Here is a 16432-nt window from a genome sequence, read left to right as displayed (position 1 = left end):
GCCCTAGAAGGCCATGGCCACCGACGGCGCGATGCCGAAGAAAGCGGGTTCGTCCGGAACTTCCGCGCGGTAGATCTCGAATTTCAGGGAGACGAGGGGCTGGGGGCGGAAGTTGAGTCCCCAGGTATATTCGGTCCTCCTTCCGGATCCTGAGACGTCGAGGCGGTCGTACCGCAGGTAGGTGGCCCAGCGGTTGTCGAATCGCCAACTCGGTTGGATGTAGAGGCCGCTGCGGTTTTCGGCAGAGTGACGGCGGGCGTACTCCGACAGGAGGCTGAAGCGTCCCATGGCGAATTGAGCGTCGTAGCCGACGGTACGCGTGCGGGGGCCTTCCGCGGGGTTGTCCGTGTAGCCGCTGATCCCCAGGCGGAGGCGGTCGATGGCCCGGTTCGGCGACAGGTCGAAGGAGAGGTGCCCGCCGACGGCTTTGCTCTCATTGTCATCGTTTTTCGTGGAGAAAGCGCCGGAGCCGTTTCCGATGTAGGCGTTGTAAAGGAGGCCGAAACGGCGGCGATACCACGAGCCATAGCCCATCACCCCGGTGATGCTCTTGGGGAAGATCTCGTGGACGAGCAGTGGGTTCCGGGTAGAGAGAATCACGTTCGGGTAATGGTTCACGTTCCAGTAACCCGGGGTCAGGACGATTCCGCTGCGGAGGGTGAAGAGATCGGATTGGACCCATTCGACCCAGGCGCGTTCGAGCTTGATCGCGCCGTGGGCCTCGTCGAGGACGGTGTCGCCGGATCCCGAGAACTCGGGGCCGTATTCGAATTCCAGTTCACTGAAGAGGCGGAAACTGTCGAGTTCCTTGGAGAGATGAAGCGACATGCGGTGATGTCGAAAGGCCCCGGGGCTGTTCTTGCGGTTGTCGTTGCGGTATTCGAAGTCGAAGTAGCCGGAGATATCCGGGAGGAAGGCCAGGCGCGAGTCGATGATTTCCATCTCGTCCGGCCATGCTTCCCGGGGGCTGTCTTCGCCCAGGGTTGCGGCCTCGGGGCTCGTGGGCGCGGTCGCCGGGGTGGGTGGAGCCGGCTTGCAGGCGGAGCGCTCGAGGGCTTCGATGCGTTCGAGCAGGCTGTGGATCAGGGCCTGCTGTCGGGCGACAGTGGCCTCCAGGGACTCGATTCTTCGCGGAACGGTGGGGCCGGGCTGGGCTGTCTCCGCCTGTGCCGCGGTGAGCGAGAGCGCAAGCGCGAGTAAGCCGACGGATGCCCGGACGTCGCCCCCGGAAAACCAGGAAGCCGGCCGTGGTCGGGCGATCCTCTCGGGCATCAGAACCTCGATCGTTCGGGGTGCCAGGCGGAAGACCTGGGTCTTCCGCTGCCTACGGGAGGCTCATCGGAAGCGGAAGGGGGGAGCTTGAGACGCAAAAGTAAAGTGAGTGCGGATATCGGATTTGTCGGGCTGCCGGGGCCCAGGATCACTCCGCCTCGATGTCCCCTGCCGGCTTGCCCGGGGCGGAGTCCTTTGGCTTCGGCAGGCGTCCGGCGCGAGCCAGGGCGTCGCGCAGGAGGAACTCGATCTGGGCGTTGACGCTGCGGAGTTCTTCGTCCGCCCAGCGGCGGATCGCCTCGTGGAGACGAGGATCGATCCGCAGCAGGAGGGACTTGCGCGTGGCCATGGCTCCAGGTCTCCCGGCCGGCGCTAGGTGTAGAGGCTCCCGGTGTTGACCACGGGCTGCGCTTCGGTCTCAGCGCAGAGCACTACGAGGAGGTTGGAGACCATCGCCGCCTTGCGCTCCTCGTCGAGTTCGAGGACATGGCGCTCGGCGAGGAGTTCGAGGGCCTGCTCGACCATACCCACTGCGCCTTCGACGATTTTCTGGCGGGCGGCCACCACGGCGGTGGCCTGCTGGCGCCTGAGCATGGCCGAGGCGATTTCCGCCGCGTAGGCCAGGTGGCTGATCCGGGCTTCGATGATCTGCACACCTGCCTTCTCCAGTCGGGCCTGGGTCTCCTCGCAGATGCGCCTCGAGATCTCGGCGGTGTGGCTGGCCAGGGCCACCTCGCCCTCTTCGTGGGCGTCGTAGGGGTAACCCGTCGCCATGTTGCGCAGGGCGGCCTCGCTCTGCACCCGGACGTAGTTCTCGTAGTCGTCGACCTGGAAGGCGGCCTCGGCGGTGTCCACGACTCGCCAGACCACGATCGCGGCGATCTCCACCGGGTTGCCGCGGGAGTCGTTGACCTTCAGCTTGCCGGTTTCGAAGTTGCGGACCCGCAGGGAGATCGTCTTCTTGGCGTAGAACGGGTTGGCCCAGCGCAGGCCGGGCTCCCGGGCCGTCCCCCGGTAGTCGCCGAAAAGCTGGAGCACCTTGCCCTCGTTGGGGGCCACCATGAACAGTCCCGCCAGCAGGAAGACCACGAGGACGATCAGCACCCCGCCGGCGATGATGCCGGGGACGGCCTGGATGAGGATCATCCGGAGCATGCCGAGGACGGCGGCGGTCAGGGCGATGATGCCCAGGACGAGGACGGGAACACCGGGCAAACCGTTTCGGATCGTTTCACGGAGCATGGCTGCACCTCATTCGATGGGGTTGAGGATTCATGGGTTGATAGTAATGTGATATCACTATGATTGCAATCCGCCCCCTTCGGCAGGGCCCAGGTCCATGGGGGGAGAACGGGAACGCCCGGCCCTGCGCGAATGGTTCCGGTGGCGCCTGAACGGGTTCCGGTGTCGCCGGCGGTCTACTGGCAGGGCGCGCCGCCCAGGTCCAGGTCGTTGCGCGGGTCGGGGGCGATGCCCACCCCGTCGCCGAAGGAGCTGCGGTCCGCGCCATTCTGGGAGCGCACCAGGTAGTAGTGGGCATCGCCGGCGGGCGGGGGGGTGCGCCAGTCCTGGAAGGGCGTGTCGGGCCAGTCCTCGGCCAGGCACTCGGAGGCGGAGTAGTCGCCGGTGGCCAGCAGCGTGCCGACCCGTCCGGTCACCAGGTCGTAGCGGGTTTCCGGCCCGTAGAGGGGGTCCTGACTGGTCCAGGAGACCACCACGGGGAAGCCCTTTGCCACCTGCAGGTCCTGCACCTCGTCGAGGGGCAGGCCCACGGTGACCGGGTAGTAGTCGTAGAAACTCTGTACGCGGCTCGAGCCCACTTGACTCGACTCCACCCGCAGTCGCAGGGTCCAGGGCCCCTGGGCCAGGGCCGACGTGTCCCAGGTGCCAAGGAACTGGTGCTCGGTGTAGCCGCTGTCACCGGTGACGCCGGTGGGCGTCCAGCTCCCGTCCAGGTCGCAAGCGTGGAAATCGCTGCCCGGGCAGACGTCCACGCTGTAGGTCGTGTTGACCTGTGCCGGATCGCGGCCATTGATCGCGCTGCCGTAGAGCGGTACGAAAGCGTCGATCGCCAGGTCGTCGTCGTTGAAGTAGTCGAGCCGTACGGCCACCGGCGAGTAGAGGGGATCGCCGTAGAGGATGCCGCTGTTGTGGGGCTCGGCCCACCATACGGCGTCGCCCAGGGGCAGGCCGCGCAAGAAGTAGAGCAGGGTCTCCTGGGGGTGATTGTCGAAGGAGTGCCCCCCCGACTCGTGGTGGCTGAGGGAGCCGAAGAAGGCGGCGCCGTTGAGGCGCGAGAGGAAGTTGGCGGCGTGGTCGCCACCGCTGACCTGCTCGTGGCCCTGGTCGAAGCTGCCGTTGACGGCCAGTTCGGTGGGGTCTCCCACCTCCTGGATGGAAACATCGTCGAGGGCCAGAAAGCCACCGAAGACACCGTTGGTATCGAGGCGGATCCGCAGGCCGTCGTAGAGTCGATCCCCGCGGGTGTGAAGCGCGGGATCGAGAGTGAAGGTCGCTGCGGCGTAGGTCCAATCGGTGGTAGCGCCGACCGTGGCGAGGGTCTGGATGCCGTAGTCGATGGCGTCGCTGCCCGCGTCGACCTCCCGGATCCAGAGCTGGACCCGCAGGTTGCGCGTCGGTGACATGCCTTCACTGCGATACCACAGGCCGATGCGGTACTGCTGGGGGCTGGTGGTGTCCACGGCCCGCTCGGTGAAGACGACGCGCTGGTTGATCATCATCCGTTCTTCGTCGGGGCAGGGCTCGGTCGGCGCGCCGCTGAAATCGCTCGTCGCGTAGCACAGAGGGTCGGCGACCTCGTCCCGGTTGCCGAACCACAGGCTGTAGCTGTCGGTGCGGCCGACGGTGTCCCGCACGTCGGGGAAGGCCAGCCGGTTCATGTCGCCTCCGCCCAGGCTGGTGAAGCTCGACCCGGAGTTCTGGTACCAGGCCGTGGGCCAGGCGGTGAAGTAGGAGACGGGGTAGGACTGGAAGTTGTAGCCCCAGAAGCCGTCCGCCACGCCCATGCAGGAGGTGTCGATCTCGCGGAAGACGTCGGTGGAGGCGGCCTGGCAAGCTGCGGGGTCGGCAGCTTCCCGGCACAGGGTGTTGGTGCAGGTGTCGTCCTTACGCCAGTTGCGGAATTCGTTGAAGGATCCCGTGGTGGGCTGGCCATCGAGAGAGCCGAGATAGAACAGGCCATCGAAAGGATTCGGTTCGCGGGAGCTGGCGCGGCCCGGGGGCGGGTCGTTGCCCGAGGTCATACGAGCCCGGCAGTCGTCCGGAGCCTTGCCCGCGGCCGAGGAGGCGGGCTGATCGAGGTAGTCCATGCAGGCCGTGCGGTCCTCGCCGACCAGGCCGAGCTGCACCCGCCAGGATGTACTCGCGTCGCCGTAGACGTAGCGGTTGTTCTGGTAGTCGTACCAGCGGGCCAGGCCTCCCGTGCTGCCGTACTTCGAGCCATAGAGCTTGCCGTAGATGCCGGTGGCTTCCGCGGCCTTGGCCCGATCGACCAGGGCCCTGGCGTGGTCGAGATCCAGCCCGTCGATGCGGGAGACGATCAGCTCTCCGTCGGTGGGAACATCCACAGTGCGCATCCCGCGGCCATCGAGGAAGGCATGGCGTCGCTCGGTGAAGGAGAACGGCACGTCGTCGGTGAAATAGCGGACGATCCAGTACTTCAGGTAGTTGTCCGCCGAGGTGGGGCCGTTGTAGGGCAGGTTGGAGTTGTCGACCTTCATCCGGGTCGGCACGCCGCGGGTCATCACCAGGTAGCGGATCTTCGAGTGCTGCCGGAGCTGGTCCACCGACTCCTGGCAGTAGTAAGGCGAGTCGGTCCCCGTGCAGACCACCGGCTCCAGGTTGGGATCGTCGAAGGTGTTGTCCTGCATGCAGCGGATCATCTGGTCGCGAAGGTTGAGAAATTCGGTCCAGGTGAAGAAGTAGCCGGCGGTGACGCGGACGTGGCAGATGTTCGTGCGCGGCACGTCGCGCTGTCGGGCGTAGTCTTCGCCCACCAGGGGCGAGTCGGTCGAATTGTCGTTGACGACGATCAGGATGTCGTCCCGCACCCCCTGGGCTGCCACCGGCCCGAAGGCGAGGGCCAGGCCTGCCGCGAACAAAAACGCTGCCGTGGTCCTGGTCACCCCGATACCCTCCTGCCGCGCGAAGCCTTCCTGGTATACGGTGAAATCTTCGCGGGTGCAGGCCCGCAACGATCTTCGCGGGCTCCTCGCCCCCACGATCGGCATCGGTGATAATCAGCGGCGGGAGAAAGAAGATGAGAGCGTACCGCCTTGTGATGAGCCGCTGGGTCGTCGCCGTGTTCCTGCTGGTCCTGCTCGGCGGCTGCCACTATCGCGGCATACTGCCCCGGGAGGAAGGACTGCACCCCCGGCTGACTCCCTTCACCTACCTCGAAGAAGGCAGGCTGATCGCCTTCGCGGTGGATACCGAGGCGGCCCGGCAGCGGGAGAAGGACCTGCTGATTCCCTTCGGCATCGGTGTGACCAACCTGGGCCTCAAGTCGCTGAGCCTCAGCCGGGAGTCCTTCACCCTGATCGACGACGCCGGCCGTCGCTACGGCATGGTTTCGCTGCAGGAGATGAGGGCCGCGGTGGTGGCTCCCGATTTCGACGTCAAGGTGAGCCGGGACTTCTTCGGCATCTGGAAAACCCGAAACCGTCCGTGGCCCCGGGTCGCCTCGTCGTTCTTCCCCCTCGCCCGGTCGCGGCGTCTCGTGCAGGATCGCGTGCAGCTCCACCGCCACGCCTGGATGAGCGATCTGGTCTATTTCTCCCATCCCGAAGGACGGCTGGTGGGGCGGGTCTACGAGATGTGGATCGACGCGCCGGAGCTTCCCGAGCCGACTTTCGTCAAGTTCCGCATCAAGTGATCCTGCCCACTCGTACCGTGGTCGACGGGGTCAGCGATCCCGGCCAGGCCGCCGAGGCCGCCGCCCTGGGGGTCGATGGGATGGTCCTGCGTGTGGGAGAGCCCGGGCCGGTGGGCATCGATGCCCGCACGGCGCAGGCCATCGCCGCGGCGGTGCCACCCCTGGTCGACCTGTGGTGTCTGCCGGCGTCGGGGGTCGAAGCGCCGGGCCTGGCCGACGCGGTGGTCACCGCCGCCCGGACCCGTCCCCCCCTCCAGGCACGCCGCCACATCGTGCGTGTGGCTCACGACCAGCTCGATGCGACGGCGATCCCCGAGACGGCGGACGCGGTCTGGGTTCAGCCTCGCGCGACCCGGAGCGGCGCCGCGACGGCCTTCGACTTCCGTCGCCTCGAACGGGCCTCCCGAAGCCTGCGCCTGGTGCTGGAGATTCCCGACGGCGCCGCGGGGGTGGAGACGGCCATGCGTTTGGGCCGCCCCTTCGCGCTGCTTTTCGCAGACGCCGTCTGGCGCCACCCCGGCATCATCGATCTCGATCGTCTCGAGGCCGCCATGGCGGTCACCGCCCGCCTGAACAAGGCGGCCTATCCCTGACACGGATCCGCGGGCACCGGATCGGCAGGCGGCGGGAGAGTCTGCCGCCGATACCGGGCGCCCGGTCCCCCGCGCGGAAGAGGCTTGTCGAGCGGGCTGCTAGGGGCGAGCGGCGCGCCGGGGACCTGCCCGGCGGCGACGGAGCCTGCGTCCGCACCAGGGACAGCCGTTCCAGCGGGGGGAGACCCCCCACGCGCAGCTCGGGCAGGGAACCTTGAACTCCACGTCCCAGCTCAGGCGCTCCCGGCAGTGCGGGCAGAAGCGGGCGTAGAGGGGCACGCTGCGCCGGCAGGAGGGACAGTGGCCCCGGGCGATGGCGGGATCTTTGCGCCCCCGCGGGCGGGAGAAGGGGTTGCCGCACCAGGCGCAGTAGTGCCAGTTGGAGGCCTTTTCCCAGCCGCATTCCTGGCAGCGGCCGGGCAGGGAATCGGACCAGGTCAGGCGCTTGCGATCGGCGCACTGGGGGCAGTAGCTCATGTGGGTGATCAGGTCCGAGCCGCAGGCCGAGCAGACCCGCCGGATGTTGTAGTAGGCGTCGAGGAGCTGTTCGAGGTTGCGGCCGCGGCGGCGCACGCGCAGTGCGGCCAAGGCTCGCCGCAGGGCCGCCGCCGAGGCGAAGCGTTGGCGGGGATCCCGGGCCATGGCCCGCAGGAGGACCGGCCGCAGGCCCTCGGGCAGGCTGCTCATCTGCCGCGAGAGGCGCTTGCGGTCGAGCCGCAGGATGCGATAGGCGATGATCGCCGTCTTGGCCTCGCCCCAGGGCACCTGGCCGGTGAGCATCTGGTAGAGCAGCACGCCCAGGGCGAAGATGTCGCTCTTCGGTGTGGAGCGGCCCCGCATCTGCTCGGGGGGCATGTAGGCCAGGGTGCCGGCGCCCGAGCCGGTCTGGGTCGACAGCCCCAGGTCCCGGGCGATGCCGAAGTCGCAGAGGATCGGGCGCCGGGTGCGGCGGTCGAGGATCACGTTCGAAGGGGTCAGGTCCCGGTGCACCAGGCCTTCACCGTGGATCGCTCCGAGGGCATCGGCGATCTCGTCGGCCAGTTGCACCGCCACGGCCATCGGCAGCTTGCGGTGGAACTCGAGGAAGTCGTGGAGGGTCGGCCCCTCGAGGAAATCCATCACCAGGAAGGGGCGGCCCCGCTCGTCGCAGTCGACCTCGTGGACCCGCACGATGCCCGGGTGGGAGAGGTAGCGCAGGCCCCGGGCTTCCCGCAGCAGGGACTCGTCGCCGGAGCGATTGGCCACCTTCACGGCCCGAAGTTCGCGACGGATGCGGTCGCGGCAGAGCAGTACCCGGGCGAAGCCTCCCGTCCCCAACTCGTTGAGGATGCGGTAGCGCTTCTGGGTATCCACGTAGGCGTCGAGCACCGGTGCTGCCCCCTCGAGAATCCGCCCGCCAGCGGAGATTCATTCTACCAGCCCTTCCCGCAGGCGGTCGGCGCCCGCATTGGCCAGCAGCACCGCCAGGGCCAGGGCCAGGCCGGGGAAAGCCGTCAGCCACCACGCCTCGAAGAGCAGATCGCGGCCGTCGGCCAGGATGTTGCCCCACGAGGGCAGGGGGGGGGCGATGCCGAAGCCGAGGAAGGAGAGCGCCGCCTCGAGAAGCACGAAGGGACCGACCCGCAGGCTCATGGCCACCAGCACCGTGGGAGCGGCCAGGGGCCCAAGATGTCGCCAGGCGATACGTCCCGGGCCCGCTCCGGCGGCCCGGGCGGCGAGGACCCGTTCCGACTCCGCCCACGAGCGCACTTCGGCGCGCACCATGCGGGCGATGGGGGCCCAGCCGGTCAGCCCGACCAGCAGGGCGATACCCCAGGGGGCCGGACGCCAGAGCGCGGCGATGGCCATCACCAGCACGATGCGCGGCACCGCCAGCAGGGCATCGCCCAGGCGGGAGAGGATCGCGTCGACCCAGCCGCCGAACAGGCCGCCGGTGAGCCCGGCCAGTGCTCCGAGCCACCCCGCCAGCAACACGGCTCCCAGCCCGACCAGCAGGGAGGTGCGCGCCCCGACCAGCAGGCGGGAGAGCAGGTCGCGGCCGAAGCGATCGGTGCCCAGCGGGAAGTACGTGGTCGTCAGGCGGGGGGCTCCTCCGGGCTGTCGCTGCAAGGCGGCCAGGTCCACCTCGACCCATCGCCGACCCCTCAGATAGCGCACCCGTGAGCCTTCCACGCGGAAACCCGGTTCCGCGTCCCGGGCCAGGGGCAGCAGGGAGCCGTCCAGCCGGACCAGCGCCCGGGCCTGGGAGACCGGGGGCAGGAGTTTGAGGTTCACTGGGTCGGGGGAGACCAGGGGATCGGCTGGAGCCAGCCAGGGGCCCGCCGCCGCTGCCAGGGGCAGCAGGGCCAGCAGTAGCCAGGCCCGCCTCACCGCGCCTCCTCCGAGCCGAGACGCTGGCGGGGATCGAGCCAGGCGCCGAGCAGATCGGTGAGAATGCCACCGACCAGCACCGCCGCCCCCACCAGGATCAACCCCCCGAGCACCAGGGGCAGGTCCCGGGCTTCGAGGGCCTGGTGGTGGACCCGGCCCAGTCCCGGCCAGGAGAAGACCACCTCCACCACCACCGCTCCACCGACGGTGACCGGCAGGGCCAGTCCCGCCAGGGCCACCACCGGCTGGGCGGACTCCCGCAGGGCGCGGCGCAGCAGCACGCGCCGCGGAAGACCCATGGCGCGACCGGCGAGGGCGGCCGCGCCGGCCAGGCTCTCTGCCAGGCGCGTGGCGTGGTGCCGGGCCACCGCCGCGGCCGACGGCACGCCGATCACCAGGGCGGGCAGCAACAGGTGCCGCAGCAGGTCGGGGAGATCGAACCCCTGGGCTCCGGCTCGCCGCATGTGAGAGGCGGGCAGCCAGTCCAGCTTCCAGGCGAAGAGCCAGATCGCCAGCAGACCGAGCCAGAAGGGAGGCAGGGCGTCGAGGGCCGGGAGCAGGCGGTGGACCACCATGCCACTGGGCCCCCGCGGATGGAGGGCGGCCCGGGTGCCGAGGGTCAGGCCCAGGGTGAAGGCGATGGCCAGGGCCGTTCCGGTCAGCAGCAGGGTGGGTCCCAGGGCCGTCAGCAGGACTTCGAGGACCGGTCGGTGGCGGCTGAGGGAAATGCCGAAATCGCCTCGCAGGGCATGGCTCACGAAGGTGAGAAAACGCTCGGCGGGAGGCCGGTCGAGGGCGTAGACCGCTTCGAGACGCTGGCGGTCGGCCAGGGTCAGCGACGGGTCGTCGCCCCGGGGCAGGGGATCGCCGGGGAGAGATTCGAGCAGCAGGAAGGCTGCGGCCACTACCACCAGCAGGGTCAGCGCCGCCTGGGCCACGCGGCCTGCGATCCACCGGAGCACCGCCTCAGGGCTCCCGCCGCCACCGCTCCACGCCGGCCAGGGGCGCGCCGGGGAGGATGCTCTGTTCGGGGCCCTGCCACAGGGAGCGGACCGCGGTCGCTTCGACGGGGGCATAGAGCAGCGTGTAGGGCAGCTCCCGGTGGAAGAGGCTTTCCCACCGGCGCCAGAGGGCGACCCGCTTCCCGTCGTCGATTTCATCCCGCGCCCGCTCCGCCAGGGCGTCGGCCTCCGGGTGGCTCCAGCAGCCGAAGTTGGCCCCGCCGCTGGCGCAGGCCGAGGCGTGGAGCATCTCGCTCATGTCCACCCGCAGCGAAGTGCGCCAGCCGCCGATCCAGGCGTCGATGCGGTGGGCGCCGAGGGCCGGGTAGAAGGCGGCGTTCTCGACCGGGTCGAGTTCCACGCGGGCCCCCACCGTAGCGAGCTGCCGGGCGACCATCTCCGCCGCCCGGCGCCGTCCGGCGCGGCCCGCCTGCACGGTCAGGCGGAAGGCCAGGGGCCGGCCTTCACGCTCCACCACACCGTCGCCGTCGGTGTCGGCGAAACCCGCGGCCGCGAGCAGCCGTCGAGCCTCGGCGGGGTCGAAGGGCCAGGGTTCGATGGCCGGATCGTGCTCCTCGAGGGGTGGAGGCATGGGGCTGGGTGGGATCGAGCCTTCCCCGTCGAGGAGGGTGTCGATCAGGGTCCGGCGATCGATGGCGAGGGTCAGAGCCCGTCGCACCCGGGGGTCGCCGAACAGGGGGTGGGGATGCAGGCGTGCGAGCCGGGCCATTTCTTCGGCGCTGTCCAGGCAGGCGTCGTCTCCTTTCCGGCGGCAGCCGTCCTCCTTGCTCCGGCGCCAGGTCGCGTAGGCCTGGGGGTCGAGCACGTTCCAGCCCAGGTAGGTGTAGCGGTGCCCCGGGCGACGAACGATGCGCACGTCGGGGTCGCGCTCGAGGCGCGGCAACTGGTCGGGGGCCACGGCTTCGATCAGGTCCAGGTCGCCGGCGAGCAACTGGGTCGTGCGGGAGGATGCGTCGGGCACGACGCGCAGGATGATCTCCTCGATCGCTCCCGCCGCAGCGGGAGTGCGGCGGGTGAGGACGATCTCCTGGCCCGCGGACACTCTCTCGATACGGAAGGGGCCGCCGGCCACCAGGGCCTGGGCCCAGTCGGTCTTGCGCCACTGGTCGAAAGGGATCGACTCGAGGCTGCTGGAGAGCACGTGCAGGTCGTTGATGTCCATGACCTGTCCCGGGTAGCCCCGGTCGAAGTGGTAGACCGCCGTCAGGGGGTCGGGACATACGAGCCGCTGGATGTGGCGCTTGATCGATGCGCCGCGCCAGGCGACGGCCTCGCTGGTCTGAGCGGCGAGGGTGAACTGAAGGTCTTCGCAGGTCACGGGCCGGCCGTCATCCCAGCCGTGTCCATCCTCCAGGTGGAACGTCACCCGCCGGCCCTGGTCGTCGATCTCCCAGCTCGCGGCGAGGTCCGGAACGAGGCCGCCGGGATGTCCCTCGAAGGGCAGTTCCTCCCGGGCCAGGCGGGGCAGCACCAGGTCGGCCACCAGCAGCGAGGCTGCCGAGCGCGCGAGGTAGATGTTGAAGGAGTCCGGCTCGGCGCCCAGGCCGACCACCAGCCGCACCGGCCCCCCGGGCTCTTCGGCGCCGGGGCCCCCGCAGCCCGGGGCGGCGATGCCGCAGATCAGCATCAACGGGAAGGTCGCATTCCAGATCCAGTTTCGGCTCAACTCTCCTCCTCGCACCCGGCGGGGCGGGGCAGCACCACCGTGAAACGTGAGCCCCGGCCCGGGCTCGAGTCCACCTCGATGGTGCCGCCGTGGGCTTCCACCGCCTGGCGGGCGATGGGCAGACCCAGCCCGCTGCCCGTCTCCCGGGTGGTGACGTCGGGTTCGAAAAGACGCCCCAGGGTGCCGGGTTCGATGCCCGGGCCGTCGTCCTCCACGCGGATCCAGATCGCCGGCGCCGGTTGATCCCGTACCCCCCAACGGACCCGCACGCGGCCCCCGGTCTCCGCGGCCGCCGCCCGGGCGTTGTCCACCAGGTTGACCACCGCCCGGCGCAGCAACCGGGTGTCGGCGGGCAGGGGCGGCAGGTTCGCGGGTCCGTCCATCTCCAGCGGCGTGGCGTCATCTTCCGCCATGGCGTAGGCCGCCAGCCACGTACGCACCTCGGGGGCCAGGTCCACCGGTTCCAGGCTGGCGTGGAGCAGGTGGGAGTAGTCGGCGAACTCCCGGGCGGTCTCCCGCAGCACCTGCACCTGTTCGTCGATGGTGGCCAGGGCGCGGGTCAGGCTCTGCTCGAGCCCGGGGTCCCGGCGCTCGAGCAGGCGCTGGACGTGGGAGACCATCAGGCTGATCGGCGTCAGGGGATTCTTGATCTCGTGGGCGATGCGCCGGGCCATTTCGGCCCAGGCCGCCAGCCGCTCGGACTGCACCGCGTCGGTCAGGTCCTCGATGACGATCAGCCGCAGGCCGCGTCCCTCTTCCAGTCCGGGCAGGTCGAGGGCGGAGACCCGCAGGTGGCGATGCCGGTCCCCCTCGTCGATCTCGAGGCTCTCCCGGCGCTCGCCGCCCTGGCCGACCAGGCGCTCCACCGTGCGGGCCAGGGGATCGTTCCCGAGCCGCAGCGCTTCGGCGGGGGTGACTCCCAGGAGCTGTCCCGCCCGCGGGTTGGCGGCCCAGACCCTGCGGTCCCGGGTGACGGCCATCACGGCCAGGGGGATGCTGGCGATGATGGTCTCGATCGCCGCCCGCCGACGTTCGAGTCCCCGTTGCTGCCGGGCGAGGGAACGGGCCATCAGGCGAAAAGCACGACCCAGCGAGCGGGTCTCTTCGCAGCCCGCCACGGGAATCGGCGAGTCGAAGTGGCCGGCCGCCAGGCGGCCGGTGGCCTGCTCGAGCTGGGAGAGGGGGCGGACCAGCCGACGGGTGGCCGGACGCAGCAGGGCGAAGGAAAGGGCCAGCAGCAGGGCCGTGCTGACCAGCAGCGCCCGGTCCATGTCGGCCAGGCTCTCGGCATAGCGCCGGCCTGCGCGGGCGAGAGGAATGGTCAGCACACCGGGGTTGCCGTCGGGCCCCCGGTAGGGACTGTAGACCACCGCCGCGCCCGAGGCGGCCGCCGAGAGCAGGCCCTCCCGCCGGATCAGCAGGGGACGGCGGCCGAGGGTCAGCTCGCGCCAGGTGCGCCCGGGCAGTCGTTCGGGCCACAGGCCGGCTCTGACCAGGTCGCTGCGGCTACCGGCGGCGAGGGCACCGTCACGCCAAAGAAAGAGGTTCTCGCCCAGGGTGCGGGCCAGCCAGGCGGCAATGGGTTCCGCGTCGGTGGCTGCCAGGGGTTCGCCTTCCCCCAGGGCCAGGTAGTCCTCCACCAGGCGACGGGCGAAGTGAGCCGTGCGCCGACCGTCGGAGGTCAGGCGCTGATGGGCCTGGGCCGAGGCCGCCGCGCGCCCCGCCCCGGCCAGGGCCAACAGTGGAGCCAGGCCCGCGACGACCAGCACCAGGCCGACCTGCACGCCAAAGCGCCCCGCCGCCGCCCGCAGGCGGGGGAAGACGCCCAGCACCGCGCCACGGGGATCCTGCTCGATACGGTGCAGGGCGAGGGTCAGCAGGGCACCGGCCAGCAGGCTCACCGCCCAGCCCACGGGAATCGCCGCCATCTCCAGCAGCCCCGGCGGCACGACTGCCAGGCAGAGGGTCCCCGTGGCGTCCGCCACCTCGTAGACGTCGTAGCCGCGGGAGCCCGGCTCGTGGATCCGGCGCCAGCGGGGAGCGGTGGGGGGGGCGAGGGGCGCGGGAGGGCCGGCCTCCAACTCCGAGTGGAGAAGATGTCCCGCCGGGTCGAACCAGGCGAGCCGGGGCTCGAGGGCCCCCCGGCGGGGAAGGATCGGCTTGTCGGTCTCGGCCCGGATCGCCGCGCCGAGAGGGTCGTCGGCTCGGCGGGAGGGGATGTTTCCGGGCTCGGCCAGGATGGCCGCGACCCAGCTTCCACCGTCGGGACGCAGGACCTCCGCCCGCACCAGCCGGAACTGGCCCTCGACGAAGCGCTGGGTCTCCACTTCGGGGGCATCGAAGCGCCGGGGAAAGGGGCCGGTCGGGCCGTCTTCGAGGTCGGCGGCCACCAGGCGCGGTTCGGGGTCCACCGGGGGAACGCCGGTGATGAAGCGGTCCACCACGCGCCCCCGGGCGTCGTATTTCCAGACCCCCGACGCCAGGCCCATCCGGCCGAGGGGCGAGTTCCACCACAGGTCGATGGCATCCCGCTCCCGGGCCAGCACCGGCCGGCGGTCGGGAGGAACGGCCAGGGCCAGGGTTTCGAGCAGGGCGTTCTCCCAGGTCCATCCCCGCTGCAGCAGCTCCGGTGCCAACTCGCGCACGGCCCTCTGGCGCCCGGCCGCGGGCAGGGTCAGGGCGTGGACGGAGCCTGCCGTCAGCCCCGCCAGCAGGGCCGCGGCCAGCCATGTGCGACCTCCCACGGCGCTGCCGAGGCAGCGCAGGGCGAGCTGAAAACCCGCCCAGGGGAGTGCGGCCAGGGCGACCATCAGCAGCGCTGCCACCACGCCGCCTCCTTCGGGGAGCACCACCGCACCCGGGGAGAGTTCCGTGGCGAGGGTCAGGCGATGGACCAGGCCCAGGCCGGTCCCCGCCAGGGCCAGTCCGCCGATGCCGATCCCGCGGCGCCGTCGGGGCGAGAGAGGCAGGCCCACCAGGGCGGATACGCCGGCGAGGGCCAGGCCCGTCAGGGCCGCGTCCAGGGGCCGGCCGACCAGCCCTTCGGCCAGCCAGCGGGCCCATGGGTGGGTTGGGAGCAGCGTCTCCGGGAGCCAGGGCGCCGTGGCGGCGCTGCCGAGACCCAGCAGCGGCGCCGGCTGGGCCACCAGCCAGACCCCTCGCGCCACCGCCAGGCGCAGGGCGCCGCCGCGCCCGCCGGCCATGGCGGTGGCGATCAGCCACAGGGTGCCGAGCAGGCCGAAGAGGCCTTGGCGCCTGCGGGCGTGGTCCCGGGCGATCACCTCGGGGGGGGACTGGGTCAGGGTCGCCCGGGCCATCAGGCTGCCGTCGGGAGCCTGGAGGGGGATCATGGACCAGAAGGCGGGGGCGGTCCCCTCGTCGGTACCGCCGATCTCGGCCTGGATGCCTTCGCCCACGGCTTCCCAGCGCAGCCGCGCCTGCACGTGGGGCCCGAGCCCTCCGCCCAGGGGGCCCGGGGCGGGCTCCGGGGGAAGTGCGATCTCGGCCACCAGCCAGCGGGCGGGGTCGGTGTAGCGCCGGGCGCAGACCAGGCGCAGGCTCAGGCCGCGGCGCAGGACCATCAGGGCCGGGCCGGGGGCGAGGCTCGCCGCGAGCCGTGCTCGTTCCCCGGCGGCGAGGGGCGTGGTCCAGCCGGACCAGCCCAGCGGCGGGCCTCCCCCCTCGGGCAGCACCGTCAGGCCGCCACGCTCTCCGAGGCTCTGCCGGCGCTGGTCGAGCCAGGCGTAGTCGCCACCGGCCGGGGGGGGCGGCGCCACCGCCGCGTCGAGGATTTCGACCTGCTCCCGCCATCGCTGCTGCACCTGCTCGGCGGCCGGGGCGAGGAAATGGTCGGGCCCGGGAACCGGGCGCCATTCGGGGGTGGTGGCCAGGCCGCCGAGCACCAGGAGCACCGCCGGCAGCAGGCGCGACCGCGGCTGGCGGCTCCAGGTCGCCAGCAGGAACACCAGCGCCCACAGGACCAGCGCGGCGGCCGCCCAGGCCGCCCGGCGGTAGGGCAACAGGCCGCAGGCCAGCGCCAGGGCCGCCGGCAGGAGAACGGCCGAGCGCGGTGAAGGCCGCGTGCCGGGGCGCTGGTTCATCATCGCCGGATGATAGCGCTCCGGCGCCCTCGAAACAGCTACGAACACACAGAAAAGCCCGCCAGGGGGAGAGGCGGGCTTTCTGTACCAAGGAAACTATCTTCGAGCCGGTTCGGCGTGCGCTTGCTGTCAAGTAGGCCCCGACAAGGGGTACCGAAGGTTAGGGGGCTTGGGTCTTTCGACCCTTTGGCATCGGGCTGGGCGCTGCATCGGTTGCGTGGGTCGCAACTGGGTTTTTCCTACCCTCCGGCCACCCCTTGTCGGGTCTTTCCGCCTTCGCGCCCTGACATAGAGCAATCACCGTACCAGTTTCGTCGCTAGCCTGAAAACGGCCTATTTACAACTAATACGAACAATTTCGGGCAGCATGCGGGGCTGTGTCTCCCTCCACTGCACCGTTGCACTCCCCACCGCTGTTGCAGCTTGCAACAGTCAGCCGGTGGCCCCGGATCGCGTTCACGGCGGCGGGAGCGCTTCGGTGAAGACGCTGCTCCCGGCGCTCGAGAGGCCTGGCG

General features: G+C 70.6%; 11 protein-coding genes. 2 read left to right on the top strand and 9 right to left on the bottom strand.

The features are described from left to right. Positions 1-3: 3 nt before the first annotated feature. The 4 genes from Q9Q40_01900 to Q9Q40_01885 all read right to left on the bottom strand — a co-directional run bounded on the left by Q9Q40_01900 (position 4) and on the right by Q9Q40_01885 (position 5417). On the bottom strand, positions 4-1272 hold the full coding sequence (locus Q9Q40_01900) for a porin (protein ID MDQ7005963.1): 1269 nt from the start codon (positions 1270-1272) through the stop codon (positions 4-6). 148 nt (positions 1273-1420) lie between these two features. Then, positions 1421-1621, bottom strand: a complete 201-nt coding sequence (locus Q9Q40_01895) for a hypothetical protein (protein MDQ7005962.1) — start codon at positions 1619-1621, stop codon at positions 1421-1423. Positions 1622-1644: 23 nt separating this feature from the next. Then, positions 1645-2514, bottom strand: a complete 870-nt coding sequence (locus Q9Q40_01890) for an SPFH domain-containing protein (GenBank protein MDQ7005961.1) — start codon at positions 2512-2514, stop codon at positions 1645-1647. A gap of 176 nt (positions 2515-2690) precedes the next feature. Beyond that, positions 2691-5417, bottom strand: coding sequence for a TIGR03790 family protein (locus tag Q9Q40_01885; GenBank protein ID MDQ7005960.1), 2727 nt, complete (start codon positions 5415-5417; stop codon positions 2691-2693). Positions 5418-5551: 134 nt separating this feature from the next. Between Q9Q40_01885 and Q9Q40_01880 the strand changes: the two genes are divergently transcribed. Beyond that, positions 5552-6166 carry a hypothetical protein gene (locus Q9Q40_01880; GenBank protein ID MDQ7005959.1) on the top strand — a complete coding sequence of 205 codons (615 nt, stop codon included), beginning with the start codon at positions 5552-5554 and terminating at the stop codon, positions 6164-6166. Beyond that, positions 6163-6759 carry a hypothetical protein gene (locus tag Q9Q40_01875; GenBank protein MDQ7005958.1) on the top strand — a complete coding sequence of 199 codons (597 nt, stop codon included), beginning with the start codon at positions 6163-6165 and terminating at the stop codon, positions 6757-6759. Before Q9Q40_01880 ends, Q9Q40_01875 begins: the two co-directional genes overlap by 4 nt. A gap of 99 nt (positions 6760-6858) precedes the next feature. Here the strand turns inward: Q9Q40_01875 and Q9Q40_01870 are convergent, their stop codons facing one another. Genes Q9Q40_01870 through Q9Q40_01850 form a run of 5 tightly spaced genes read right to left on the bottom strand, consistent with a single transcriptional unit; the run spans position 6859 to position 15920 of the window. Then, on the bottom strand, positions 6859-8127 hold the full coding sequence (locus tag Q9Q40_01870; GenBank protein MDQ7005957.1) for a serine/threonine-protein kinase: 1269 nt from the start codon (positions 8125-8127) through the stop codon (positions 6859-6861). A 39-nt stretch (positions 8128-8166) separates the two neighbouring features. Beyond that, positions 8167-9129, bottom strand: a complete 963-nt coding sequence (locus Q9Q40_01865) for an ABC transporter permease (GenBank protein ID MDQ7005956.1) — start codon at positions 9127-9129, stop codon at positions 8167-8169. Next, a complete protein-coding gene (locus tag Q9Q40_01860) occupies positions 9126-10091 on the bottom strand; it encodes an ABC transporter permease (protein ID MDQ7005955.1) in 966 nt (321 codons plus the stop codon). The genes Q9Q40_01865 and Q9Q40_01860 overlap by 4 nt, the downstream gene beginning before the upstream one ends. A gap of 4 nt (positions 10092-10095) precedes the next feature. Further along, positions 10096-11817: an ABC transporter substrate-binding protein gene (locus Q9Q40_01855; protein MDQ7005954.1), complete on the bottom strand. Its 1722-nt coding sequence runs from the start codon at positions 11815-11817 to the stop codon at positions 10096-10098. Continuing rightward, entirely contained in the window at positions 11814-15920 is a 4107-nt protein-coding gene (locus Q9Q40_01850) for an ATP-binding protein (protein ID MDQ7005953.1), read from the bottom strand. The genes Q9Q40_01855 and Q9Q40_01850 overlap by 4 nt, the downstream gene beginning before the upstream one ends. Between the last annotated feature and the right edge of the window lie 512 nt (positions 15921-16432).

Source organism: Acidobacteriota bacterium (genome assembly GCA_030949985.1).
Taxonomy (GTDB): Bacteria; Acidobacteriota; Polarisedimenticolia; order J045; family J045; genus JALTMS01.
This window is presented reverse-complemented; position numbering and strand designations above follow the sequence as displayed.

Bases quoted from the DNA above. Each gene is read 5' to 3' on its own strand.
- Q9Q40_01900 (MDQ7005963.1), bottom strand. From the start codon at position 1,272: ATGCCCGAGAGGATCGCCCGACCACGGCCGGCTTCCTGGTTTTCCGGG.
- Q9Q40_01895 (MDQ7005962.1), bottom strand. From the start codon at position 1,621: ATGGCCACGCGCAAGTCCCTCCTGCTGCGGATCGATCCTCGTCTCCAC.
- Q9Q40_01890 (MDQ7005961.1), bottom strand. From the start codon at position 2,514: ATGCTCCGTGAAACGATCCGAAACGGTTTGCCCGGTGTTCCCGTCCTC.
- Q9Q40_01880 (MDQ7005959.1), top strand. From the start codon at position 5,552: ATGAGAGCGTACCGCCTTGTGATGAGCCGCTGGGTCGTCGCCGTGTTC.
- Q9Q40_01850 (MDQ7005953.1), bottom strand. From the start codon at position 15,920: ATGATGAACCAGCGCCCCGGCACGCGGCCTTCACCGCGCTCGGCCGTT.